The sequence below is a fragment of the Delftia sp. ZNC0008 genome (assembly GCF_000799035.1).
GTDB classification, from domain to species: domain Bacteria; phylum Pseudomonadota; class Gammaproteobacteria; order Burkholderiales; family Burkholderiaceae_C; genus Comamonas; species Comamonas tsuruhatensis.
In genome coordinates this window covers 1-24385 of sequence record NZ_JTKZ01000019.1, presented here as the reverse complement: position 1 = coordinate 24385, position 24385 = coordinate 1, and the positions used below count along the sequence as shown (strand labels likewise).

Here is a 24385-nt window from a genome sequence, read left to right as displayed (position 1 = left end):
CCGCGTAGCTCCACCGCGCATTCCACGTCGAACTGGCGGGCCTTGCGGTCGGGCTTTTTGCCACAGACCTCGGCCAGGGTGACCAGCCTCCCCTCGATGACGACCAGACAGACATGCATGGCCTGCCATGCGCTGGGCCAGTCCGAAGGCTTTGCGGCTTGCGACCGCTTGGGCAACGGCTGCGCCTGCACTGCCGCGCCGGCAGTGTTTTTGCGGGATGTCATGGGGTCAGCCCTCCTGATAGAGAAGAGGGCTGGAAGGGGCAAGCGCAGCGCTGGGGCTGGCAAGGATGGGGAGGGTCATGGTCTGTTTTCCTACGAGATCACAGAAAACCACCGGTTGAGTTTCTACGCACAACAGGTGGGCGTGGTGGTTAGAAACACGTCCGTAGCCGTGCGAGCGTCCTTGCGGATAGCCCCCACCACGCCCGAAACCATGCGGACAGGCGCAAGCAAATGCGCCAATCCGACGAGATAAGGCATGACAAAGCCCCGCTTTAAGGTGGGGGCTGCAACCTCACGGAAGGTGTTTCTACGCACCGGGCCTTTCGGCTTGCGGGCAGTTTAACGGGGCCAGGGCGGGCCGGCCAGCCGAGCCCTCAATCCCGGCCCAGGTGCTCGCACAGGAAGTCGATGAACACGCGGGTCTTGCGCGGCAGGTGGCTGCTGTCGGGAAAGACCACGCTGATGGGCTGGGGCGGCAGGGCGTGGTCCGGCAGCACGCGCTGCAGCACGCCGCCGGCCAGGTCGTCCTCCACGAACCACGCAGGCAGCACCGCCACACCCAGCGAGGACCGGGCCAGGGCGCGGATGGCGGTGGAGGAGTTGGATTGGTGGGCCGCCCGGCCCACCACGTCCACGCCCTGGCCGCCGGCCGTGCGCAGCGTCCAGGCCGTGGGATGGGCGAGGTTGCTGTTGGCAATCCAGGGCAGGTCTGCCAGGTCCTCGGGCCGGCGCACGGGATGGCTGCGCAGGAAGGCGGGCGAGGCCACCAGCACGATGTCGTAGCCGGCCAGCCTGCGGCTTTTGAAGCTGGAGTCCGCCAGGTGGCCCAGGCGCACGACCAGGTCCAGCTTTTCGGCCACCAGGTCGCTCAGTGAAGAGTTGACGTCATAGGCCACCGAGATGCCCGGGTAGCGCTCCAGGAAGGCCGGGATCAGCGGAAGAATGTACTTCTCCCCGTATTCGCTGGTGGTGCTGATGCGCAGCCGGCCCGCGATGCGGTTGCCGCTGTGCATGGCGTTGTCGAAGGCGCTGCCCACGTCGCGGACGATGCCCTTGAACTCGTCGTAGAACTCCCGCCCGGTTTCCGTCAGGGCGATGCTGCGGGTGTTGCGCACCAGCAGGGCCACCGACAGCGCCTCTTCCAGCGATTTCACGTGCAGGCTGGCCATGGCCTTGCTGATGCCCAGGAAGTCCGCCGCCCTGGTGTACGAGCCGAAATCCACCACGGCCAGAAACGTCTGCGCGCGGTGGAGCAGCGTGTGCATGGCCGTGCTTGTGGGGGTCATTGTTCAATCCAGTCAAACAAAGAGTCCAGCATAGCCCCATCGACGTGGCCGCCCGCGCTCTTTAGTCTTGCCCCTCCTGAAAGCGCAAGATGACATACCGATACCGCCTGGCCACCGTTTTCCTGATGGGTTTTTTCGTCGACTGCATCAACATCTTCATGCCCGCCGTCGCGCTGCCCACGATTGCGGCCGAGTTCCATGTGGGCATCTCGGCCGGGGCCTGGGTGGCCAATGCCTACATGCTGGGATTGACGCTGGCCATTCCCCTCGCCCCCTGGCTGGCCGACCGCTGGGGCGCGCGCGGGCTGATGGCGGGCTCCATGCTGGCCTTCGCCCTGGCCGCCTGGGCCTGCGGCGAGGCGGGCAGCTTCGGCCAGCTGGTGGGCTGGCGCTTCATCCAGGGTATGGCGGGCGGGCTGGTGATCCCAGTGGGCCAGGCCCTGGCCTTCAACCGGTTCCAGGGGCCGGAGCGCGCGCGTGTCTCCACGCTGGTCATGGCCGTGGCGCTGATTGCACCGGCCCTCTCGCCCTGGCTGGGCGGGCTGATCGTGGACCACGGCTCCTGGCGCTGGGTGTTCCATTCCAATATTGCGCTGGCCCTGGCCGCCGCAGGCCTGGCCTGGCTGTGGGTGCGCGATGCACCGGCCACGGCCCGGCAGCGGCCCGACCTCAAAGGCCTGGTGCTGGTCAGCGCCGCGCTGGGCGCCTGGCTGCTGGGCATGTCGCTCTATGGCGCAGGCCAAGGCTCGGGCCAGGGCCTGGCGCTGGCCTGGCTGGGCATGGCGGCGGGCCTGGCCTTCACGGTGCTGTATGCCATCCATGCCCGCAAGACGGCCCACCCCATTGTGGAACTGCAACTGCTCAAAAGCCCGCGCCTGCGCATGTCGGTGGCCGTCTACCACGCCATTCCCGGCGTGTTCACGGGCGTGAACCTGCTCAACATCTTCTACCTGCAGGACATGCTGCACCTGAGCGCGCAGGCCACAGGCCGATTCATGATGGTCTACGCCGGCGGCGCCCTGGTGTCCATGCTGGTGGGCGGCCGGCTGTACAACCGCGCGGGCGCACGGCCCCTGTTCATCGCCAGCATGGTGCTGCACAGCCTGGGCATTGCGGCGCTGGCCGCCGTGGCGGCCCCTGCCGCCCCCTGGCTGCTGGTGGCCGCCTACGGCCTGATGGGCCTGGGCGGCGGCCTGGGTGCCAATACCGCGCAGACGACGGCCCTGCTGGACTTCGATGGCCGGCAGACGCAGCAGGCCAGCGTGATCTGGAACCTCAACCGGCAGATGGCCTTCAGCGTGGGCGCTGCGTTTTTCCTGATGGTTTTCAACATGCTCGCCACCCGCCTGGACGCAGGCCGGGCCTATCACATGACGTTTCTGATCGCGTCGCTGGCAGGGCTTGTGCCCCTGCTGCACCTGCGATCGCTGCACACCCCCGAGGACCACCATGCAAGACAACAAGCCCATCGACCGTGACATTGACATCGGCATCGCCGAACGCAGTATCCACCAGGTGCACGCGCTGATCCACACCGTCTTCACCCAACCAGCGGGCGCACAGGAGGCGCTGCAGGCGCTGATGCCGCAGTTCAGCCCGGAGTTCAGCATGGTGACCACCACGGGCAGACTCGTCGGCCTGGACGATGTGGAACAGATGTTCCGGCGCGCGGCCGGCCAGCGGCCAGGGCTGGAGATATGCGTCTGCGACATGCAGCCCGTATGGCGGGACGCGGCCGGCCTGGCCATGCGCTATCTGGAAACCCATCGCCTGGACGGCGTGCAGACCTCGCGCCGATCAGTCGTGATCCTCAAACGTGCGGGCCAAGGGGTGCTGTGGCACTACCTGCATGAGACGGCAATGGGCTGATGGCCCAGTCCGCGCTCGCCGCTCAGCCCCGCAGGTAGCGGTCGGCGATGCTGCCGGGCACGTAGAGGCCGCGCTCCAGATAGAAGTCCAGCTTCTTGCGGTCGGGGGCGCGCAGCTTGATCAGCGGCACGGGCGCCTGTTCGGCGCGCGAGAACATCAGGCGGATCTTGAGCGGGGTGCGGCCCCAGTTACCCTGCACGTGCAGGAAGAAGGGTCCGTCCTCGGCCTTGGCCAGCCGCAGCCGGTAGCTGCCGCCGGCGCGCAGCACGCGCTGCATGGCCAGGTGCATGCTCAGGTAGGCGGGCATGTCGATGCCCTGGCGCAGTTGCTCGTATTCGCCGGCCTGCTGGAGCTGGGCGATATAGGCCTCGCCCGTCTGCGGCAGGACCTGCTCCACGTATTCCTTGTGCAGGGCCGCGATGAAGGCGCTGCCCGGGGGCGCGGCCATGAGCCAGTTCTCGACCACGGGCACCTGCGGGTCGCGGGTGTAGCGCTCCAGGTAGTAGGCGACGAGATCGGCGCCGCTGCGTTGCTGCTGCTCCAGCAGCCAGTCCAGCGGCTCGGTGAGGATGGTGCTGGCGTCCAGCCAGATGCCGCCGTGGCGGTGCAGCAATTCCAGGCGCAGCCAGTCCGAGCGCTTGGCCACGGGCAGCTGCTGCAGGTTGCCGGGCAGTTGCGGCACGTATTGCGGCAGTTGCGCGTCGTTGAGGATGCGCAGGCTGTAGCCGGGGTTCAGGCGGGCCCAGTTGTCGAAGCAGCGCTGTATGAGCAGCGGCACCGAGTCGCCATTCCAGTAGGCCCAGATGATGCGGGGAATGGGCGTGGAGACCGGCACGGGCGCCGCAGGCCCGATGTCATGGCTGCGGAAGTCGGGCGCGGGGCCCTGCTCCAGGCGGCGTGCGAAGGTGGCGTAGAAGCGGCGCATGCCGGCCGCCAGCCATAGCTCGCCCCGGGTTTTCAGTTTCAGGCCGCTCATGCAGGGGCTCCCGGTGTTCCCAGCTGCTGCGCGCGGCGCTCCCAGCTGCGCAGCTTCCATGCGCGCAGACACCAGCCGCGCCGCAGATAGGCCTGGCGCAGGGCGTGCAGGGACAGCGGGGAGATGCGGCCGAAGTCCGCCAGGAACTGCTGCGCCAGCGCCTGCCGCTGCGCGGGCGGCATGTCCCGCTGCCGGTCGAGAAAGCGCAGGGCGCCGATGAGGTTGCGCGCGGCCTGGTGCGCCCAGGCGAAGTGCAGGCGCCCGTCGTTGCGCAGCGCATCATCCTGCAGGGCTTGCACGGCCTGCGCCAGGGGCCACAGGGCGGCGGACTGGTCTGCGGCCTTGGCCGGCGTCATGGACGCGAGGATGGAGTTGGCACGCTGCCGGTAGGCCACCCAGGGCTGGGGGTGGTAGTAGAAGCTGCTGCAGCGCAGCGCCATCTGCGGCATGGTCATCATGTCTTCGAAATAGCGGCCTGCAGGAAAGCGCAGGCCCGCATCCCACAGGCTGCGGCGCGAGATCTTGGACCAGGCATGCAGCTGGCCCGTGCGCAGCAGGCCGGCCAGCAGGGCGCCCCGGTCCTGTGAGCATTGCAGCGTGGGGCCCTGGAAGCTGTGCCGGTGCGCCTCGCCGCGCAGGCGGTGCTTGAGGCGCGGGGCCTCGCGCCAGACGGAGAAGTCGCAGAGCACGGCATCGGGCGCATGTTGTTTCACGATGGCCGACAGCCCGGCAATCGCGCCGGGCAGCAGCTTGTCGTCGGAGTCCAGGAACCACAGGTAGTCGCCCGTGGCCGCATCGATCATGGTGTTGCGCGCCGCGCTCAGGCCGGCGTTGCGCTCGTGCTGCATGAGCTGCAGGCGGCCGGGCCAGCGCTGGTCCAGCTGCTGCATCAGGGCCCAGGAGCCATCGGTGGAGCAGTCGTCCAGCACCAGCACCTGCACGCCGGCATCGGCCTGGTCCATGACGGACTGCAGGCATTCCTCCAGGTAGGGCAGCACGTTGTAGACGGGCACCAGGATGCTGAGCCAGGTCACGGACGCTCCCCCTGCAGCAGGCGGGCGAACAGGTCTTCGTACTGGCCGGTCATGCGCTGCAGGCTGTAGTGCGAAAGGGCTTCCTGCCGCGCGGTGGCGGCCATGCGCACGGCGGCCTCGTCATCCTGCAGCGCCTGCTGCAGGGCGTCGGCCAGCGATTCAGGGTCGGCGTGCGCGGCCAGCAGGCCGTTGTCGCCGGGCCGCACCACTTCCTGCACGCCCACCACGCGGCTGCCCACCACCACGCAGCCCGCCGCCATGCCCTCCAGCAGGGACAGGGGCATGCCCTCATAGTGCGTGGACAGCACGCAGACGCGGTGCGCGCGCAGCAGGCCGGGCACGTCGTTGCACATGCCGATGAATTGCACCTGGTCCTGCAGGTCCAGTTCGGCGCTGAGCCGCTGCGCCGCCTTCTGGGCGCGCGCCTTGCCGCCGCCGGCCAGGGTCAGCGTGGGCTTGAGGCCGCGCTGGCGCAGCACGGCCAGCGCGCGCAGCAAGGTGGCATGGTCCTTTTGCCGCGCAAAGCGCGCGGCCATGACGATGTCCGGCCGGCGCTGCAGCAAGGGGGGTGGCTCCTGCAGATAGGGCTCGGGCCGGATGCCGTTGCTGATGGCCATGAGCTTGGCTGCAGGAAATCCACGGTCCTGCAGGCTCTGTCGCACGCCCTCGGAGCAGCCGACGATGGCGGCCGTGCGCTCGGTCAGCCACAGGGCCTGCGACAGCCGCCAGCGCGTGTAGCGCTCGCGCGAGTTGTGTTCCACATGCACCAGGCAGGGCACGCCGGCCCACAGCGCGGCAAAGCGGCCCCAGAGGTGGTCGCTGAACCCATGGGCGACCACGATGTCCGGCCGGAAGTCCAGGCAGATGCGGCGCAGTTGCCAGACGGTGGCGGCATGGGACCAGCCGGCGACCACGTCGACATCGATGCCGCCGTCGCGCAGCTTCTGCACGCGTTCATCGGAGGTATTGCGCTTGCGCCGCAGCACCAGCCGGGCGTCGAAGCGGCCCGACGCGCGGTGCGCGGACACCAGGTCCACCGCCACCTGGGTGGCACCCGAGAAGCCGCCCGTCACGAAGTGCAGCACCCGGGGCCGGGCCGTGGTGGCGCGCTCCGTCACCGCACGGCTCCGCTGGCCCTTTCCAGGCCATGCAGCGATGACCACAGGGCCACCACGAGGAAGACGAAGAAGACGATGCCGCTGTTGTGCACGAAAAATTGCTGTGACATGCCGAACGCCAGGTACATGGCTGGCATCAGGCTGCCCAGGATACGCAGCAGCAGGGCCTCGCGCCAGGGGGTGCTGTCCGCAGGCCACAGCGCCATGCGCCGCCGCGAGGGCCAGAACAGCCACAGCAGCGAGATGAACAGCGCTGCCTGCAGCAGAACGCCCGGCACGCCGAGCTTGACCCAGATGTCCAGGAAGTCGTTGTGGATGAAGTTGTATTCGCGGATGGAGCGTCCATAGTCACCCGCGTCCACGCGCCGGTGCATCTCGTCCACATAGCCCTGCATGCCCCAGCCCAGCAGCGGCTTCTCGCCGATCATCTGCACGGCCAGCCGGTACTGCTCCAGCCGGGTGCCCAGCGAGGTGTCGGAGTTGCCGGCATGAAGGTAGTTGCTCACATCCAGGTAGACCTCGTCGACGCGCTCGCTGACGCGGGGTATGAAGGCCATCACGGTGGCCAGCGCCACCACGATTGCAGCGCAGCCCAGCAACAGGCGCCCGAAGTACTGCGGGCGGTACATGCGCACCAGCACCATCAGCATGAGGAACATCGGCAGCAGCGCCAGCCAGCCCCCCCGCGAGCCCGACAGCAGCGAAGCCAGCGCACCCATTGCAGCGGCCGCCAGCACCAGCAGGCGCCACAGCAGGGAGCGCTGGTGCCAGAAGGACATGGCATAGATGCACGAGAAGCAGCCCAGCAGCAAGGCCATGTTGCCCCACTGGATGGCATTGGTGTAGCCCGTGGCCCGCTCCATGCCCAGCACGCAGACCTGCCACAGGGCCATGAAGCCCGCGCCTGCGCTGCCCAGCGGTATGCCCCACAGGAAGATCCGCGCCGTGGGCGGGTAGCACATGGCGAACAGCAGGCTGACCGCGCCCAGGATGAATTTCACGGGGCGGTCGAACTGCCCGGTGCCCCCGTCCAGCACGGACAGGTGGTACCACATCACCGCCATGCCCATGAACAGTGCCACCAGCAGCCAGGTGCCAGGCGACTGCCTGTACCGGACCCAGCGGGGCAGAAAACACAGGGCGCCCAGGGCCATGAGGCCCGCGCCATAGGAATAGCCCGAACGCAGCCACAAGGCCAGTCCGGGCACCAGAACAGCGGCCAGGGTCGTGAGGAGCCCTGGCAGCTTCGACTTGTCAAATCTCATCAAGACCGCGACTTTCTGCCCCAAAATGCGGGCATTCCGCTTTCCATCCGCTATGAAAAAAATTCCTGCGGTCTTATTCAGGCTGCTCCATCGCTGGGCGGCCCCTTCCAAAATCGGCGCAGATTACACCATGCCCGCGCCCTTGCAGCTGCCCCCATCGCCCCCGGCAGCCGATGGTCTTGCAGCGGACATCCCGAAGACGATCTGGACGTACTGGAACCAGTCCGGCCTGGACCCTTTCGTCCAGCAGTGCGTGGACAGCTGGCGGCGGCAATGCCCGGATCACCAGGTCATCGTCGTGACACCAGAGAGCCTGGGCCAGTACGTGGCATGCGGCGACCTTCCTGCGGCGTTTGCCGAACTCCACCCCACCAAGCAATCGGACTGGCTGCGCCTGTATCTGGTGGCGCACCATGGCGGCTACTGGTTCGATGCCACCACGCTGCTGACCGCGCCGCTGGACTGGATGGGCGCCGGCGCAGGCGCCGCCGAGCTGACCGGCTTCTACCTTGAGGGCTTCACCAGGGACAGGCGCTACCCCGTGATCGAAAGCTGGTCATTCTGCGCTCCGGCCGGCTCGCGCTTTGTATCGGAATGGCAAAAGGAGTTTCACCAGGCGCTGATCGTGGAGGGCCCTGCGGCCTACCTGCAGCGCCTGCAGTCGCGGCCCGACGCCGCCGAGGTGCTGCAGGGCATTCCCGATCCAAATTACCTTCTGATCCATGTGACGGCCCAGCAGGTGATGCGCCGGCTGCCCGATGCCCGGCTCAAGCTGTTCAAGGCCGAGGACACCGCCTTCTTCTACCACCGCGCCCTGCGCTGGAAGTGGTACCTGCTCTACCCCCAGCTGTGCCTGGCGAAGGCGCCGCAGGTGGCGGCGCCCATCGTCAAGCTGCGCGGCGGGGAACGGCGCCATTTCACGGACATGCTGGCCTTGCACGGAGGTGCTGCGCCAGACAGCATCTGGAGCCGCGCGCTGTCGGCGCGCTGAGACACGCAAAGCGGGCCGAGGCCCGCTTTGCTCAATGCCCGCCTGCGAAGACTTCGCCGGCCTTCAGGCGGTACAGCGTGCCGCAGTAGGGGCACTTGGCTTCACCGGTGTGGGCCACGTCCAGGTAGACCTTGGGATGGCTGTTCCACAGCTTCATGTCGGCCTTGGGGCTGGGGCAGAACACGCCGCCCTGGGCGTTGAGGTCCTTGGCCGCCAGTTCGACGGTGGCATTCGTTGTCATGCTTGCTTATCTCTTTCGTGGGTATCTGTCATTTTCATCGCCGGGCCGCCCCAAGATGAAAAGCACCCCCTCGGGGGGCAGTGGACCTTGCAAAGCAAGGGTAGCGTGGGGGTCATTCTTCTCAGACCCGAGTCAGCCAATGGGCGTACTTGGGGTTGCGGCCGTTGACGATGTCAAAGAAGGCCTGCTGGATCTTTTCGGTCAGGGGGCCGCGGCTGCCCGCGCCGATCTCGATGCGGTCCACCTCGCGGATGGGCGTGACTTCGGCGGCCGTGCCGGTGAAGAAGACTTCATCGGCGATGTACAGCTCGTCGCGCGTGATGCGCTTTTGCACCACTTCCAGGCCGAGGTCCTTGCAGATGTGCATCACGGTGTTGCGCGTGATGCCGTTGAGCGCGCCGGCCGACAGGTCGGGCGTGTAGACCACGCCGTCCTTGATGACGAAGATGTTCTCGCCCGAGCCCTCGGAGACGAAGCCCGAGGCGTCCAGCAGGATGGCCTCGTCATAGCCGTCGTCGAGCGCCTCGGTGTTGGCCAGGATGGAGTTGGTGTAGTTGCTCACCGCCTTGGCCTGGCTCATGGTGATGTTCACATGGTGGCGCGTGAAGCTGGAGATCTTCACGCGGATGCCGCGCTGCATGCCTTCCTCGCCCAGGTAGGCGCCCCAGGCCCAGGCAGCCACCATCAGGTGGATGGTGTTGCCCTTGGGCGAGACGCCCAGCTTGCGGTCGCCGATCCAGGTCAGCGGGCGCAGGTAGCACGATTCCAGCTTGTTGGCACGCACGACCTCCACCTGGGCCTGGTTCACCGCTTCCTGGGTGAACGGGATCTGCATGCGCAGGATCTTGGCGCTGTTGAACAGTCGCTTGGTGTGGTCTTCCAGGCGGAAGATGGCCGGCCCCTGTTCGGTCTTGTAGGCCCGAACGCCCTCGAATGCGCCGCAGCCGTAGTGCAGCGTGTGGGTCAGCACGTGGATCTTGGCATCGCGCCAGTCCACCAGCTGTCCATCCATCCAGATCTTGCCGTCACGATCGGCCATCGAGGGAACAACGGGGCTCATAGAAACATCCTTGGGGGTATTGAACAGAACACCAACCCGCTATTTTAGGGCGCGGGGGCTGCCTCGGGGGCCGCCACCGTCTCGGGTCGCGGTTCGGGTTCGGGCGTGGGGCGCACCAGGGTCCACTTCACGAGCCGGCCATGCATGAACTCGCAGGTCACATGGGATTGCGTGCCGTCGGTCCAGCGGTAGATCTCGGGATGCTGGCCGTCTTCGGACAGGCGCTCGCCCAGGGAGCGCGTCATGGCCACCACGTGCATCAGCGAGACCTTGGGCTTGAGCTTGACGTTGAGCATCACGGCGCTGCCCACATAGCCCATGGGACGGTCCGAGGCCTTCTTCATGATGGACATCAGCCGCGTGAAATGCAGCAGCAGCCACATCATGATGCCGCCGCCCACGGCAACCACGCCCATCCAGCCATAGGACTGGTGCGCAGCCACCAGCAGTACGAGCAGACCCAGGGGAATCAGGATATTGCGCAAATTCATGGCGCCGATTGTCTTATGGAGGCACCGCAGGACCGCTGCGGACAGTGCGTATGCCCCCGCAATGCGCTCGGCAAGGCAGTGCCTCAGCCCATCCCTCGGACGATGTTCATGGCTTCGTCCACGCGCTCCACGGCATGCACGGTCAGGCCGGGGATGGCTTTCTTGGGCGCATTGGCCTTGGGCACCACGGCCATGGTGAAGCCGAGCTTGGCGGCTTCCTTCAGGCGCTCCTGGCCGCGCGGCGCGGGGCGCACTTCGCCGGCCAGGCCCACTTCGCCAAAGGCCAGGAATCCCTTGGGCAGGGCGCGGCCGCGCAGGCTGGAGGTGATGGACAGCATCACGGCCAGGTCGGCCGCAGGCTCGCTGATGCGCACGCCGCCCACGGCGTTGACGAAGACATCCTGGTCCGCGCAGGCCACGCCCGCATGGCGGCTGAGCACGGCCAGCAGCATGGCCAGCCGGTCCCGGTCCAGGCCCACGGACAGGCGCCGGGGCGCGGGGCCGCCCTGGTCGACCAGGGCCTGTATTTCCACCAGCATGGGCCGCGTGCCCTCCAGCGTGACCAGCACGCAGGAGCCCGGCACCGGCTCGCTGTGCTGGGACAGGAAGATGGCGCTGGGGTTGGTGACGCCCTTGAGGCCCTTCTCCGTCATGGCGAAGACGCCGATCTCGTTGACGGCACCAAAGCGGTTCTTGATGGCGCGCACGAGGCGGAAGTTGCTGTGCGTGTCGCCCTCGAAGTAGAGCACGGTGTCCACCATGTGCTCCAGCACGCGCGGGCCGGCCAGGGCGCCTTCCTTGGTCACATGGCCGACCAGGATCACGGTGATGCCCGTGGTCTTGGCCGCGCGCGTGAGGTGGGCCGCGCATTCGCGCACCTGAGCCACCGAGCCCGGCGCCGAGGACAGCTGGTCCGAGTACACGGTCTGAATGGAGTCGATGACGACCACGGCCGGCTGCGTGGCCTCCATGGTGGCGAGGATCTTCTCCAGCTGGATCTCGGCCAGCACATTGACCTGGCTGGCCTCCAGCCCCAGGCGGCGCGAGCGCAGCGCGACCTGGGCACCGCTTTCCTCGCCCGTGACATACAGCGTGGGCAAGCCCACGCGGTGCAGCGCATCCATGGCCTGCAGCAGCAGGGTGGACTTGCCGATGCCGGGGTCGCCACCAATCAGCACCACGCCGCCTTCGACAATGCCGCCGCCCAGCACGCGGTCCAGCTCCTCGATGCCGCTGGGCGTGCGCGCCACGTCCTGGGCCTCGATGGCCGACAGCGGCATCACGGCCTGGGCATTGGCCAGGCCCGCATAGCCCTGCGGCTGGCTGAGCCGGTTCTTGCCCGCGCCCGCAGGCTCGGCAACGGCCTCGATCAGCGAATTCCAGGCCCCGCAGGCCGGGCACTTGCCCAGCCAGCGCGGGCTGGAGCCGCCGCAGGCATTGCAGATGAACGTGGTTTTGTCTTTGGCCATGGGTTGGGCACTATACCGAGCGGTGGCTGCCGCCCCGCCCGCCTGCCTGTTGTCTAACGCAGTTGCGTGACAAAGAGATATCGGTTATAGTCGCCTTCTTCGCTGCACAAAATGCGGTGAAACGAAATTACTGCGGAATTACCGCGCGATGGAGCAGTCTGGTAGCTCGTTGGGCTCATAACCCAAAGGTCGGAGGTTCAAATCCTTCTCGCGCAACCACCACGAAAAAAGCCCACTTCGGTGGGCTTTTTTTCGTCTGTGCCTTTCTTGCTTTTCTCCACGCAGGTCAGCTGGGATCGTTCAGGTCTTCATGGTGGTCTGCCTGGCCCTGCTTCCAGTACGAGGCCACGCGCATGCGCTTGGGCGCGGCGCCCTTGGCCAGCAGCAGGCGCCGCAGCTCGGCCATGGCGCTGTGCTCGCCCGCCGCCCAGATATATCCGTCGTCGTCCTGGGGAAGCTCCAGCGCCTGCACGGCGTCGGCCAGCGATTCGACCCAGGCACAGTCCAGCTGGGCCGTGCTCTTCCACTGGCGGCGGTCGGCAGGGTTGCGCAGCTGCACGCGCACCACGGCGCGGCTGCCGGCGGGCAGCTCGGCCAGGCGCCGCTCGATGGCGGGCATGGCGGTCTCGTCGCCGAACAGCCAATGCCATGGCAGGTTGGCCGAGATCACCAGGCTGCCGCGCGGCCCGGCCAGGCCCACCCACTGGCCCAGGGGCGCGGTCAGCGCCCATTCAGTGGCGGGGCCTGCATCGTGCAGTGCGAAATCCATGATGAGGTTCTGGCGCGCAGCGTCGTAGCGCAGCGGCGTGTAGTCGCGCAAGGTGGGGCGCTCGTCCTCCACGAAGGTGGGGCGGCCATCGAGCAGCACGGGAAGCGCGGGCAGTTCGCGCCCGGCCTGGGGCAGGATGAGCTTGACGTGGTCGTCAAAGCCCGAGCTGACGAAGTCCTCCAGTTCGGGTCCGCCCAGGGTCAGGCGCACAAAGCCGGGGCTGGGCTGCTCGCGCGAGAGCAATTGCACATGGCGGGCGCGGAAGGGATGGCGGACACGGTGGACGACGGGGGCAGGCGCCACGGCAGAGTTGGCTGGATTGGGCAAGTTCATTGGCGAAACGGCCTGTGACGGCCTAGAATGTTGATTTAGTCCACCAATTCTCTGTCATCCGTTGACTTTGTCAACATATTTCCACAAGACCCTGCCATGAATGCCTCCCTGCCCGCCGATATCTTCGAGGCCATGCACGAGCTGCTGCACCTGTTCCGCTCGCGCATGCGCGAGGACATGGAGTCCATGGAGCCCGGGCTGACGCCCAACGAGGTGCGCGTGCTGATGTACGTGGGCCGGCACCCGGGCCGCACGCAAAGGGATCTGGTCGACCACAGCCACATGGACAAGGCCCAGCTCGCGCGCATGCTGGCGCAGCTGCAGGAGCAGGGATGGCTGGACCGCGAACCGGACGCCCGCGACCGCCGCGTGCGCTGCCTGAGCCTCAGCCTCCAGGGGCAGGCCCTGTTCGACCGGCTGCGCCAGTCGCGCCAGGCGCTGGCGGCGCGGCTGCTCAAGGATTGGGAGCCTGCCGCGCAACAGCAGATGATGGCGCTGCTGGAGCGGGCCAGGGACAGCGTCCAGGCCGCGCCCTGATCAATCGACGGCCTTGTTCACGCGCGGCGCGACGGCGCACATGAGTTCATAGCCCAGCGTGCCTGCGGCCTCGGCCACCTCGTCGATGGGCAGCACGGCGCCGTTGCCGGCGCGGCCCCACAGCGTGACTTCGCTGCCCATGCCGGCATCGGGCACGGGCGTCAGGTCCACGGCCAGCATGTCCATGCTCACGCGGCCCAGGGTGCGGGTGCGCACGCCGTTCACCAGCACGGGCGTGCCCGTGCCGCAGTGGCGTGGATAGCCGTCGGCATAGCCGCAGGCCACGGTGCCCAGGCGCAGGGGGCCGTCGGCCGTGAAGCGCGATCCATAGCCCACGCTCTGCCCCGCAGCCAGCTGCTGCACGCCGATGATGCGCGAGCTCAGCGTCTGCGTGGGCTGCAGGCCCCAGTGGGCCGCCGTGTGCTGCGGATAGTCGGGGGAGCTGCCGTACAGCACGATGCCGGGCCGCACCCAGTCGCAGCGCACCTGGGCATCGTCGCCATGGCGCAGCGTGGCGGCACTGTTGCCCACGCTGCGCTCGCCGGGCAGGTCGCACGTGGCGTCGTGAAAGCGCTGCAGCTGCGCGGAGATGCCCGACTGGCCAGCGCCTGCGTCGGCATCGCTGAAGTGGGTCATGAACGAGATTTCCTCCACCTGGGGCAAGGCATTGAGCCGGGCCCAGGCCGCGCGAAAGCGCTCGGGCGTGAAGCCCAGGCGGTTCATGCCGGAGTTCATCTTGAGGAAGACGCGGTGGCCGTTCTGCGTCTTGTGCGCGGCCAGCCAGTCGATCTGGGCGTCGCAATGCACGGCATGCCAGATGGACAGGCGCGAGCAAAGCTCCAGGTCGCGCGGCTCGAACACGCCCTCCAGCAGCAGGATGGGGCCGCGCCAGCCCAGCTGGCGCACGCGCTCGGCCTCGGCCAGGTCCAGCATGGCGAAGCCGTCGGCGCCGCGCAGGGCCTCGAACACGTTTTCGATACCGTGGCCATAGGCGTTGGCTTTGACCACGGCCCACAATTTGGCATCGGGGACCGCTTGCCGCACCCGCTCCAGATTGTGGCGAAGCGCGGCGGAATGGATGGTGGCAAGAATGGGACGCGGCATGGTTTTCACTCAGTCAGAAGCTTGGGATTCTGGCACTGCCGGCCAAAGGCCGCGTGATATAACCGCCAGTCACTTGCCACGGGGCCCTTATTTAACCGGTCAGCAGCCCTGCGGCTGACCCCATCTGCCTATCCATGAAGCGCGGTTTCTACACCATCATGTCAGCGCAGTTCTTCAGCTCGCTGGCAGACAACGCCCTGTTCGTGACCGCCGTGGAACTGCTGCGCACCAATGGCGCCCCCGAGTGGCAGCGCGCCGCCCTGGTGCCCATGTTCGCGCTGTTCTACGTGATCCTGGCCCCCTTCGTCGGCGCTTTTGCCGACGCCCTGCCCAAGGGGCGGGTGATGTTCATCAGCAATGCGATCAAGATCGTGGGCTGCCTGATGATGCTGTTCGGCAACCATCCGCTGATCGCCTACGCCGTGGTCGGCCTGGGCGCAGCGGCCTACTCGCCCGCCAAGTACGGCATCCTCACCGAGCTGCTGCCCGCCTCCCAGCTGGTCAAGGCCAATGGCTGGATCGAGGGGCTGACCATCACCTCCATCATCCTGGGCGTGCTCGTGGGCGGGCAGTTGCTGAGCCCGGGCATCTCGACCCATCTGCTGGACTTCGACCTGCCGCTGCTGGACACGGGCGTGGACACTGCGGCCGAGGCGGCGATTGCCGTGCTGGTCGGCGTCTATGCGCTGGCCGCCTGGTTCAACCTGCGCATTCCGCTGACCGACACCATCCTGCGCCCGCTGCGCCAGGACCCTAGCAAGAGCCTGCTGGCCAACACCCTGGCCCTGCTGCCCGACTTCTGGACCTGCAGCCAGCGGCTGTGGGGGGACAAGCTGGGCCAGATCTCGCTGTCCACGACCACGCTGTTCTGGGGCGTGTCGGGCAATCTGCGCTACATCGTGCTGGCCTGGGGCGCGGCGGCCCTGGGCTACGGCACCTCCCAGGCATCGGCCCTGGTGGGCGTGGTGGCCATCGGCACGGCGGCAGGCGCCATCCTCGCATCCATGCGCATGCGGCTGGACAATGCCACGCGCGTCATTCCGCTGGGCATCACCATGGGCCTGCTGGTGATCGCCATGATCTTCATCCACAGCGTGTGGGTGGCCATTCCCTTCCTGATCCTGCTGGGCGGCCTGGGCGGCTTCCTGGTCGTGCCCATGAATGCGCTGCTGCAGCACCGCGGCCACAACCTCATGGGCGCGGGCCGCTCGATTGCCGTGCAGAACTTCAACGAGCAGGCCTGCATCCTGGCGCTGGGCGCCTTCTATGCGCTGTCCACCAAGTTCGGGCTGTCGGCCTTTGGTGCCATCACGGTGTTCGGCCTGGTGGTGGCCGGCATCATGTGGCTGATCGGACGCTGGCACAGGAACAACCTGCGCCAGCATCCCGAGGAAGTCGAGCGCCTGCTGGCGATTGCCCGCAAGGATTGCCACTAGCCTGCCCTTGTCCCCACGGCGTCCGGAGCAGGCCTTGCCTGCCCGGGCGTTTTTCATTGCCCCATGCATAGCCCGCTGCCCGTTCTCGCCCTGCTGTTCAACACCCTGGTCTGGGGCCTGGCCTGGTGGCCGTTCCGCGCCATGCACGAGGCTGGCCTGCATCCGCTGTGGGCCACGGCGCTGATGTATGCCCTGGTGCTGGCGGGGCTGGTGGCGCTGCGCCCGGCCAGCCTGCGCCAGGCGCTGCAGTACCCGGCCCTGATCCTGCTGGGCGCCTGCGCGGGCAGCAACAACATCGCCTTCAACTGGGCCGTGACCATTGGCGACGTGGTGCGCGTGGTGCTGCTGTTCTATCTGATGCCCGCATGGTCGGTGCTGCTGGCCTGGAGGCTCCTGGGCGAGCGGCCCACGCCTGCTGCGCTGACGCGGCTGCTGCTGGCCTTCGGCGGGGTGGCGCTGGTGCTCGTGCCCGAGGGCACATTCAGCGGCGGCTCGCCCGGGCTGCTGCGCGGCCTGTCGCTGGCCGACGGCCTGGCACTGTTCGGCGGCTTCACCTTCGCGCTGACCAACGTGCTGCTGCGCCGCCTGCAGGCCGTGCCGGCGCAGGCGCGCATGCTGGCCATGTTCAGCGGCTGCATGGCGATGGGCCTGTTCAGCGCCTTTGCAGGCAGCAGCGTGGGCCTGGTGCCGCCGCTGCCGGCTCCGCAGGCCGGCTGGATGCTGATCGCCGCCGGCCTGGCCGTGCTGCTGATGCTGGGCAACTGGGCGCTGCAGTTCGGCGCCGCGCGCCTGCCGGCCGGCGTGACGGCCGTGGTCATGCTGGCCGAAGTGGTGTTCGCCAGCGTCTCCTCGGTGCTGATTGCAGGCGAGGTGCTGACGCCTCGCACGCTGCTGGGCGGCGCCTGCATCATCGCGGCCGCGCTGCTGTCTGCGCTGGCGCATGCACGACGGCGTGGGGCTTGACGCCCTGCCCGCACCAACGCTGCGCAATCAGCCCGTGAGCTGCCCGGCCAGCAGCAGGTAGCCCGGCAGCCAGCCTGTGAGCACGCCCTGCGCAATGCACAGCGCGCCCGTCATGCGGCCGATGTTGCGGCCCAGGGCCAGCAGCATGAAGAACATGGCCCACAGCACGGCCCAGGCCGCCCAGTTGGCGGCCATCCACCAGTCGATGGCAGTGCGGGCGCCGATCAGCGAATCGATGGCCACCGGCACGGCCGTGATCGCCACGAAGAGGCTGAACCAGCCCAGGCCCCGGCCATCGGCCCCCGTGAAGCGGTTGATGGCCACCCACAGGTAGGTGAAGGCGAACAGCAGGGTGAGCGCGCCGGTCTTGACAGAGGCCGCATCAGGCTCGGGCCCGAAGGCCGAGGCCAGGCCGATGATCAGCGAGACCAGGCCCGCGAACACGTTGATGACCCAGATCTCCCGGTCGGCAATGCGCCCCAGCATCCACAGGCCATTCAGGCACAGCACGGCGCCCACGTAGAACAACGACAAACCCAGCCACATCGCAAGTCTCCTTTGCTTTTTTGCTTTGAAGTGCCTTGCGCGCCCTTGCCAGACCACGGGAACGAGCGCGCACGGCAAGGCGCCGCCGCCCCGTGGCCGGGTGCAGCGGCGTCCGTGAAACAGTTCATCCCCGGGCCCGCCCCTGGTGGGCATCTGCGTGCTGGCGGAAGGGTCCGCTGCAGAGATGCCGCCTGTGATCCAGGGCGGGTTCACCGGCGCGGCCCTTGCCGGGCACGCGGCGGTGGAGTGTGCCGGCAGGCGGTGCTGCCGGTCTTTGGCGTCGGTCCTTGGTGCCGGTCCTTGGTACCTCAGGCCGCCTGCGTCTGCAGGCGACGGCGGGCGCGTTCCAGCTGCTGCGCCACCTGGCGCGGGTTCATGCCGTACATGTCGGCAAAGCCGGCTTCGGTGGTCTGGCCGCTGGCCTCGAAGGCGCGCAGCAGAGCTTCGTCGCGTGCAGAACGCGCATCGGCTTCGGCCAGGGCCTCGGCCACCAGGGCGTTGGTGGCCTCGTCACGGCCCTGCACGCGCGCCGCATAGTCGTCGCGGGACAGGCCCGAGGCCTCGTAGGCGGCGATGATGCGGTTGCGCAGCTTGGGCGCCAGGTCCTCGGGCGAGCGGTGCTGGCGGCGGCGAAAGACCTCGATCAGCGCATGGTGCACATGCTCGGGCGCCATGGGCTCGACCGATTGGCCCTGCAGGTCATGGCGCGCCTGGCCGCTGGCCACCACGGTGAGGTAGCGGCTCGAGCGTGTGTGCTGGGACAGGGCCAGCTTGAGCTGGTCGCGGTCGATGGCTTCGGGATGGGCGGCCAGCAGGTCCTCGAAGATGCCGCGCTTGAGCGGCAGGGGCTGCTCGCCGAACAGGTTCGGATGCCATTGGGCCAGTTGCGCCAGCAGCGGGTGCTGGGTGCGCACAGGCCTGGATGCGGGAGCCTCGGCACTGCCGGCCGCGCCGGTTGCGGCGTCGGCGACGGGCTCGGAGGCCTTGCCCTTGTTGCGGCCACGTCCGCCGCGGCGCGAGCGCTTGCGGCCCTGGCCATCGGCGCTGGCGGCAGCCTGCGGCACGGTGCCGGCAGCGGCGTCCGCCGGCAGCGCGGCGTTCTGTTCTTGCGGTTCAGACACGGATTCAGTCATGGCGGAGCACATGGGCTTGGAGAAAACGAAACCCCGCATCATGCCAGCATTGCAAAGGCTTGCGCGGGCATAGTCCCCACGGCGTCGCGCATGCGGCACAGATGCGCGGGTGTTGCCCGGGTGGCATCAGGCCGGCAGGGCCTCGTCCAGCACCTCGATCCAGTGGCGCACCGGCACGTCCGTTCCGTTTTGCAGGTGGACGATGCAGCCCATGTTGGCCGAGAGGATGGCGGCGGGCCGCTGGGCATCGAAGCCTTCGGTCAGCGCACCGATCTTGCGGTCGCGCAGCTGGTGCGAGAGTTCGGGCTGCAGCACCGAGTAGGTTCCCGCCGAGCCGCAGCACAGGTGCGACTCGGTGCGCGCCACGCGCAGCTCGAAGCCCAGCCTGGCCAGATGGGTTTCCACGCCGCCGCGCAGCTTTTGCCCGTGCTGCAGCGTGCAGGGCGGGTGGTAGGCCATGGGCGCGGCCGGTGCGCGCACCCTGCCCTGCAGGCGCTCGGCCAGCTCGGGCAGGAGCTCAGGCAGCAGCTCGCTCAGGTCGCGCGTGAGGGCGCTGATGCGGGCTGCCTTGTCCGCGTACTGCGCATCGTCCTTGAGCAGGTGGCCGTATTCCTTGACGGTGACGCCGCAGCCCGAGGCATTCATGACAATGGCCTCCACCGCGCCGCTGTCCACCTGGGGCCACCAGGCGTCGATGTTGGCGCGCATCTGCGCCTTGCCGCCTTCCTGGTCGTTGAGGTGGAATTTCACGGCACCGCAGCAGCCGGCGTTGGGAGCGATCACGGTCTGTATGCCGGCCGCATCCAGCACGCGCGCCGTGGCGTAGTTGATGCGCGGCATCATCGCGGGCTGCACGCAGCCGGCCAGCAGCAGCACCTTGCGCGCATGCTCGCGCACGGGCCAGCGGCCCGCGTCCTGCGGCTGGGGCACTTTCTCGGCCAGGACTTCGGGCAGCAGGCCGCGCACGGCCTGGCCCAGCTTCAGGGCCGGGGCGAACAGCGGCGAGTTCAGCCCCTCCTTGAGCGCCCAGCGCCTGGCGCGCTCGCCGAAGGGGCGCGGCACCTGTTCCTCGACGATCTTGCGGCCTATGTCCACCAGGTGGCCGTACTGCACGCCGCTGGGGCAGGTACTTTCGCAGTTGCGGCAGGTCAGGCAGCGGTCCAGGTGCTGCTGGGTGGCGCGCGTGGGGGTCTCGCCCTCCAGCACCTGCTTGATCAGGTAGATGCGGCCACGCGGCCCGTCCAGCTCGTCGCCCAGCAATTGGTAGGTCGGGCAGGTGGCCGTGCAAAAGCCGCAGTGCACGCACTTGCGCAAAATGGCTTCGGCCTCCTGGCACTCGGGCTTGGCGCGGTACTGGGGTGCGAGTTGGGTCTGCATGGTGGGGCTCTTGTTGTACGGGTATCGGGGAACGGTCAGGCACGGCAGCCGGACACGGCGGTCATGCGCGAGGCGCGGCCCGCCGGCCCAGCAGCAGGGGCAACCGCGCACGGTCGGCCCACAGCGGCGGCAGGGACAGCAGGCACAGCACCACGGCCAGCGGCACGACGAAGACGAAGCCCAGGTGCCTGAAACCCAGCGCGCCCGCAATGCCGCCCAGCAGGAACATGGACAGCAGCCCTGCGAACAGCCGCAGCCGCACATGGTTGGCGTGGACCCGGTGCTCGGGCGGGCTGCCATGGCGATTCCAGTAGAGGGCTCGACCCAGCTCCATGCCCAGGTCGGTGATCACGCCCGTCATGTGCGTGGTGCGGATCTGCGAGGACGACATCTTGGTCACCGTGGCGTTCTGCAATCCCATGATGAAGGACAGCAGCAGCACGGCCAGCGGCACGGCGAACGGCGTGGGCCAGGCCAGCATGGCCGCGCCCAGCACGCCGAAGAGCAGCATCAGCGCGGCTTCCAGCAGCAGCGGCAGCGCATAGCTGCTGCGCAGCCGGTGGTGGCGCGCCCAGTTGACCAGCAGCGACGTCGCGGCCGCGCCGCACAGAAAGGCCAGCAGCGCGCCGCAGGCACTGAGCACCAGCGCCGTATTGCCCAGCACCAGGTTGTCGGCCAGCAGCGAGACAAAGCCCGTCATGTGCGAGGTATAGGAGTGCACCAGCAAAAAGCCGCCCGCATTCACCGCACCCGCGTTGAAGGCCAGCAACAGGCCCAGTGTGCGGTTGCTGGCCACCGTGCGGTGCCGGTCCGTGAGCAGGTGCAGGTGGTGGCGCATGCGCATGGGCGGAGCCAGGCGTTGGCCCGGCCTACCAGGCGGCGGCCAGCCGGCCGCGGTTGAAGATGCCCGCAGGATCGAAGGCCTGCTTGAGCCGTGCATGCAGCGCGGCCGTGGCATCGGCCGCCTGGGCGTCGAAATCGGGTTCGGCGCCGGGCTGGTCTGCGGCCTCGGCGCGGAACAAGGTGGCCGATCCGCCCGCTGCTTTTGCCAGCGTGCGCAGCGCATGGCCCAGCGCACGCGGCGCCTGTACCCAGCGCAATGCGCCGTGCCATTCGATCAGGGGCCCCGTGCAGCCGTCAGGCAGCGCAAGCACCGGCGCCGTCTGCGGCACGGACAGGCGCCACAGCGCATGGCCCGGTGCGCGTGCGGTGAACCAGGGCAGCTGGTGCTCCCGGCAGGCCTGCCAGTCGGCCGCAGCGCTGTGCATGCGCTCGCCCCCCAGGCGCCCGCAGGCCGCCTGCACGGCGGCACGCGCACCACGCAGGCGCAGGTACAGCACGCCCTGGGCCGCGCTGTCTTCCTGCAGCCAGCAGCTGGCATTGAGCGGCAGCGGCTGGCCGCCCCAGGCATTGAGCCAGTCCAGCGCCTGCTGCTGCGTGCATTCGAAGCGCAGCGTGGCCTCGGCAGGCGCCACGGGCAGCACCTTGAGGCTGACCTCGGTGATCAGGCCCAGCGTGCCCCAGGAGCCCGCCATCAGCCGCGAGACGTCGTAGCCCGCCACGTTCTTCATGACTTGGCCGCCATAGCGCAGCAGCTCGCCCTGGCCGTTGATCATCTCCAGCCCCAGCATGAAGTCGCGCACGGCACCCACGCTGGCGCGCGAGGGGCCCGACAGGCCGGAGGCCACCATACCGCCCACGGTGGCGCGGCCATCCGCTCCCTCGAAATGCGGAGGCTCGAAGGCCAGGCACTGGCCCTGTGCGGCCAGCAGGGCCTCGACCTCGGCCAGCGGCGTGCCGGCGCGTACGGTCACGACCAGCTCGCTGGGCTCATAGCTGACCACGCCGGCCAGCGCCCGCGTGTCCAGCAGTTCGCCCTGCAGGGCCAGTCCGTGGAAATCCTTGGTGCCGCCGCCACGTATGCGCAGCGGCGTGGCGTCGGCCGCCGCGGCGCGCACGCGCTCGGCGATCTGGATGAGTTGGCTTTGGGCTGAATCCATGGCCTGCATCGTAGCGGCTGGGCCCTTTTTCGCCTCGGTGCGGGCCCGTGAATTTTTTGAACGGCGCGCTTGAAGTTCTGCGGGCGGCGCAAAACAGCAGGGACGAAAAGGCAAAGGCGCAAGTCGAATCAGCCGCCTGCGGCCTTCATCGTGCCGGCTCGAAAGGATGGACCTGGATGTCGGCGTCGGGAAAGGAGGCCACCAGCTTCAGCTCGCCGCCCAGGGCCTTGACGTACTCGCGCAGCGTGCTCACGTACATGTCCTCGCGGCGCTCCAGCTTGGAGACGGCAGCCTGCTCCACGCTCATGGCCCTGGCCACTTCGACCTGGGTCACGTTGCGGGCCTTGCGCAGCTCCTGCAACTGCATTTCCACAAGCATGGCCTCGGCCCGTGCCGCAGCACGGGACTGTGCCTCGGGCGACATGCCGGCGCGCAGTTCGTTGAATTTCCTAGCCATGGATCTGTCCTTCTCTTTTCAGGGTCTCGATGTGCGTGTCGTACAAGCGGTCGGCGATGGGTACATGCACCTCATACCAGCGGCCATCGCCCGTCTTGTCGCCGCCGATCAGCAAGATGGCACAGCGGCGCGGATCGAATGCGTACAGCAGCCGATAGGGCCGGCCTTCGTGCTGCACGCGAAGCTCGCGCATGTGCGGGTGCCTTGAACGCTCGATGCCGGACGTATGGGGATATCCGAGATTCGGCCCTCTTGCCTCCAGCAACCGAACCGATGCATCGATGGACTCCTGCTCGGCCTGCGTCAGATCGGCCCACCAGATGCCAAGCTCGTCGGTGTACTCCACCTCCCAGGGTTGGGTCATTATTCCCTCCAGAATATATTCCGTCAATGGAATATAGGCCAAAGATCCGTCTTATAACGGAGCTCACCATAAGGCGGTTGGCGTGCAGCAGGCCTCCTGATTTCCTCAGCCGCTGAAGAGCGTTTGCGGCGCGGCAATGAAAAAAGGCCCCGGTGCAAGCACCGAGGCCAATCCGCAATGAACTCCCTGGAAACCGATCAGCGGTAGTACGCCACCTCGCCGTGCGTGGTGATGTCCAGGCCCTGGCGCTCGGACTCTTCGCTGACGCGCAGGCCGACGACCAGGTCGCAGATCTTGTAGGAGATGCCAGCCACCACGCCAGACCAGACGATGGTCAGCAGCACGCTCTTGACCTGCACCCACACTTGATGGCCCATGTTGAAGTCTGCGGGCTCGATGCCGCCCAGGCTGGAGGCGCAGAACACGCCGGTCAGGATGGCACCCAGGATGCCGCCCACACCGTGCACGCCGAACACGTCGCAGACGTCATCGACCTTGAGCAGCTTCTTGAGGCCGGACACACCCCACAGGCAGACGGGACCGGCGATCAGGCCCATGACGATGGCGCCCATGGGGCCCACGAGGCCGGCCGCCGGGGTGATGACCACCAGGCCGCCCACGGCGCCCGAGGCAGCACCCAGCATCGAGGCCTTGCCCTTGTGCAGGGCTTCAGCGGCCAGCCAGGAGATGGTGGCGGCGCCCGTGGCGACGATGGTGTTGATGAAGGCCAGGCCGGCGATGCCGTTGGCAGCACCTGCCGAGCCGGCGTTGAAGCCGAACCAGCCCACCCACAGCAGCGAGGCACCGACCATGGTCAGCGTCAGGCTGTGCGGAGGCAGGGCCTCACGGCCGAAGCCGATGCGCTTGCCCAGCATGTAGGAACCCACCAGTCCGGCGATACCGGCGTTGATGTGCACCACGGTGCCGCCTGCGAAGTCCAGCGCGCCGTCCTTGCCCAGCAGGCCGCCGCCCCAGACCATGTGGGCCATGGGGATGTAGCTGAAGGTGAACCACAGCACCGAGAACAGGATCACGGCAGAGAACTTGATGCGCTCGGCGAAGGCGCCGACGATCAGGGCCACGGTGATGGCGGCGAACGTGGACTGGAAGGCCACGAACACGTACTCGGGAATGGTCGGCAGTGCACCGGCCAGCGTGTCGGGCGCAATGCCCTTGAGGAAGATCTTGCCGAAGCCGCCGAAGAAGTTGCCTTCGCCCGCAAAGGTCAGCGAGTAGCCGTAGACGGCCCACAGCAGCGTGATCAGCGAGAAGATCACGAACACCTGGCAGAGCACGGACAGCATGTTCTTGGTGCGCACCAGGCCGCCGTAGAACAACGCGG

General features: G+C 67.9%; 25 protein-coding genes, 1 tRNA gene and 1 pseudogene. 7 read left to right on the top strand and 20 right to left on the bottom strand.

Features of this window, described 5'->3' with window-relative positions:
* Positions 1-224: pseudogene (locus L995_RS00535) on the bottom strand (hypothetical protein); the annotation flags it as partial.
* Between the two features lie 374 nt (positions 225-598).
* A complete protein-coding gene (locus L995_RS00530) occupies positions 599-1510 on the bottom strand; it encodes a LysR family transcriptional regulator (RefSeq protein WP_047468101.1) in 912 nt (303 codons plus the stop codon).
* 89 nt (positions 1511-1599) lie between these two features.
* Here L995_RS00530 and L995_RS00525 point away from each other — a divergent pair, with 89 nt between their 5' ends.
* Positions 1600-2988 (top strand): MFS transporter, encoded by a 1389-nt coding sequence (locus tag L995_RS00525; protein ID WP_047468099.1) that lies wholly within the window; start codon positions 1600-1602, stop codon positions 2986-2988.
* Complete coding sequence (locus tag L995_RS00520) at positions 2960-3379, top strand: hypothetical protein (RefSeq protein ID WP_047468096.1); 420 nt, start codon at positions 2960-2962, stop codon at positions 3377-3379. Before L995_RS00525 ends, L995_RS00520 begins: the two co-directional genes overlap by 29 nt.
* Positions 3380-3401: 22 nt before the next feature.
* Here L995_RS00520 and L995_RS00515 read toward each other — a convergent pair whose 3' ends face one another.
* The 4 genes from L995_RS00515 to L995_RS00500 are packed head-to-tail and all read right to left on the bottom strand — an operon-like array spanning position 3402 to position 7715.
* Complete coding sequence (locus L995_RS00515; protein WP_047468093.1) at positions 3402-4355, bottom strand: glycosyltransferase family 32 protein; 954 nt, start codon at positions 4353-4355, stop codon at positions 3402-3404.
* Positions 4352-5389 (bottom strand): glycosyltransferase family 2 protein, encoded by a 1038-nt coding sequence (locus L995_RS00510; RefSeq protein WP_047468090.1) that lies wholly within the window; start codon positions 5387-5389, stop codon positions 4352-4354. The genes L995_RS00515 and L995_RS00510 overlap by 4 nt, the downstream gene beginning before the upstream one ends.
* Complete coding sequence (locus L995_RS00505) at positions 5386-6507, bottom strand: glycosyltransferase (RefSeq protein WP_047468087.1); 1122 nt, start codon at positions 6505-6507, stop codon at positions 5386-5388. The genes L995_RS00510 and L995_RS00505 overlap by 4 nt, the downstream gene beginning before the upstream one ends.
* Positions 6504-7715 carry an O-antigen ligase family protein gene (locus tag L995_RS00500; RefSeq protein WP_231574325.1) on the bottom strand — a complete coding sequence of 404 codons (1212 nt, stop codon included), beginning with the start codon at positions 7713-7715 and terminating at the stop codon, positions 6504-6506. Before L995_RS00500 ends, L995_RS00505 begins: the two co-directional genes overlap by 4 nt.
* 187 nt (positions 7716-7902) lie before the next feature.
* Between L995_RS00500 and L995_RS00495 the strand changes: the two genes are divergently transcribed.
* On the top strand, positions 7903-8763 hold the full coding sequence (locus tag L995_RS00495) for a capsular polysaccharide synthesis protein (protein ID WP_047468081.1): 861 nt from the start codon (positions 7903-7905) through the stop codon (positions 8761-8763).
* A 31-nt stretch (positions 8764-8794) separates the two neighbouring features.
* Here L995_RS00495 and L995_RS00490 read toward each other — a convergent pair whose 3' ends face one another.
* The 4 genes from L995_RS00490 to radA all read right to left on the bottom strand — a co-directional run bounded on the left by L995_RS00490 (position 8795) and on the right by radA (position 12024).
* Entirely contained in the window at positions 8795-9004 is a 210-nt protein-coding gene (locus tag L995_RS00490; protein ID WP_012202256.1) for a zinc-finger domain-containing protein, read from the bottom strand.
* A gap of 121 nt (positions 9005-9125) precedes the next feature.
* Positions 9126-10064 carry a branched-chain amino acid transaminase gene (locus L995_RS00485; RefSeq protein WP_016453623.1) on the bottom strand — a complete coding sequence of 313 codons (939 nt, stop codon included), beginning with the start codon at positions 10062-10064 and terminating at the stop codon, positions 9126-9128.
* 44 nt (positions 10065-10108) lie between these two features.
* Positions 10109-10555 (bottom strand): hypothetical protein, encoded by a 447-nt coding sequence (locus L995_RS00480; protein ID WP_047468078.1) that lies wholly within the window; start codon positions 10553-10555, stop codon positions 10109-10111.
* 83 nt (positions 10556-10638) lie between these two features.
* The gene (gene radA, locus L995_RS00475) at positions 10639-12024 is read right to left on the bottom strand and encodes a DNA repair protein RadA (protein WP_016448587.1); all 1386 of its coding nucleotides are present in this window, start codon (positions 12022-12024) and stop codon (positions 10639-10641) included.
* A gap of 142 nt (positions 12025-12166) precedes the next feature.
* Between radA and L995_RS00470 the strand changes: the two genes are divergently transcribed.
* Positions 12167-12243 (top strand) — tRNA-Met (locus L995_RS00470).
* A 67-nt stretch (positions 12244-12310) separates the two neighbouring features.
* Here L995_RS00470 and L995_RS00465 read toward each other — a convergent pair.
* Complete coding sequence (locus L995_RS00465) at positions 12311-13126, bottom strand: siderophore-interacting protein (protein ID WP_016448588.1); 816 nt, start codon at positions 13124-13126, stop codon at positions 12311-12313.
* 96 nt (positions 13127-13222) lie between these two features.
* Between L995_RS00465 and L995_RS00460 the strand changes: the two genes are divergently transcribed.
* The gene (locus tag L995_RS00460; protein WP_047468074.1) at positions 13223-13663 is read left to right on the top strand and encodes a MarR family winged helix-turn-helix transcriptional regulator; all 441 of its coding nucleotides are present in this window, start codon (positions 13223-13225) and stop codon (positions 13661-13663) included.
* On the opposite strand, the gene alr is transcribed toward L995_RS00460, so the two are convergent.
* Entirely contained in the window at positions 13664-14767 is a 1104-nt protein-coding gene (alr, locus tag L995_RS00455; RefSeq protein WP_047468072.1) for an alanine racemase, read from the bottom strand.
* 134 nt (positions 14768-14901) lie between these two features.
* Here alr and lplT point away from each other — a divergent pair, with 134 nt between their 5' ends.
* Together lplT and L995_RS00445 are read left to right on the top strand one after the other, a co-directional pair.
* Positions 14902-16203 (top strand): lysophospholipid transporter LplT, encoded by a 1302-nt coding sequence (gene lplT, locus L995_RS00450; protein WP_016448591.1) that lies wholly within the window; start codon positions 14902-14904, stop codon positions 16201-16203.
* 63 nt (positions 16204-16266) lie between these two features.
* Complete coding sequence (locus L995_RS00445; protein ID WP_016448592.1) at positions 16267-17166, top strand: DMT family transporter; 900 nt, start codon at positions 16267-16269, stop codon at positions 17164-17166.
* Between the two features lie 27 nt (positions 17167-17193).
* Here the strand turns inward: L995_RS00445 and L995_RS00440 are convergent, their stop codons facing one another.
* The 8 genes from L995_RS00440 to amt form a co-directional block, all read right to left on the bottom strand.
* Positions 17194-17712, bottom strand: coding sequence for an AmiS/UreI family transporter (locus L995_RS00440; RefSeq protein ID WP_017407488.1), 519 nt, complete (start codon positions 17710-17712; stop codon positions 17194-17196).
* Between the two features lie 308 nt (positions 17713-18020).
* The gene (locus tag L995_RS00435; protein WP_016448594.1) at positions 18021-18887 is read right to left on the bottom strand and encodes a ProQ/FinO family protein; all 867 of its coding nucleotides are present in this window, start codon (positions 18885-18887) and stop codon (positions 18021-18023) included.
* 84 nt (positions 18888-18971) lie between these two features.
* On the bottom strand, positions 18972-20222 hold the full coding sequence (gene glcF, locus L995_RS00430) for a glycolate oxidase subunit GlcF (protein WP_047468069.1): 1251 nt from the start codon (positions 20220-20222) through the stop codon (positions 18972-18974).
* 61 nt (positions 20223-20283) lie between these two features.
* Entirely contained in the window at positions 20284-21066 is a 783-nt protein-coding gene (locus L995_RS00425; RefSeq protein WP_012202244.1) for a YoaK family protein, read from the bottom strand.
* 25 nt (positions 21067-21091) lie between these two features.
* On the bottom strand, positions 21092-22231 hold the full coding sequence (gene glcE / locus L995_RS00420) for a glycolate oxidase subunit GlcE (protein WP_016453629.1): 1140 nt from the start codon (positions 22229-22231) through the stop codon (positions 21092-21094).
* Between the two features lie 136 nt (positions 22232-22367).
* Complete coding sequence (locus tag L995_RS00415; RefSeq protein ID WP_016448598.1) at positions 22368-22679, bottom strand: helix-turn-helix domain-containing protein; 312 nt, start codon at positions 22677-22679, stop codon at positions 22368-22370.
* On the bottom strand, positions 22672-23043 hold the full coding sequence (locus L995_RS00410; protein ID WP_047468107.1) for a type II toxin-antitoxin system RelE/ParE family toxin: 372 nt from the start codon (positions 23041-23043) through the stop codon (positions 22672-22674). Before L995_RS00410 ends, L995_RS00415 begins: the two co-directional genes overlap by 8 nt.
* 197 nt (positions 23044-23240) lie before the next feature.
* A partial coding sequence (gene amt / locus L995_RS00405; RefSeq protein WP_047468106.1) for an ammonium transporter occupies positions 23241-24385 on the bottom strand: 1145 nt, incomplete at its 5' end.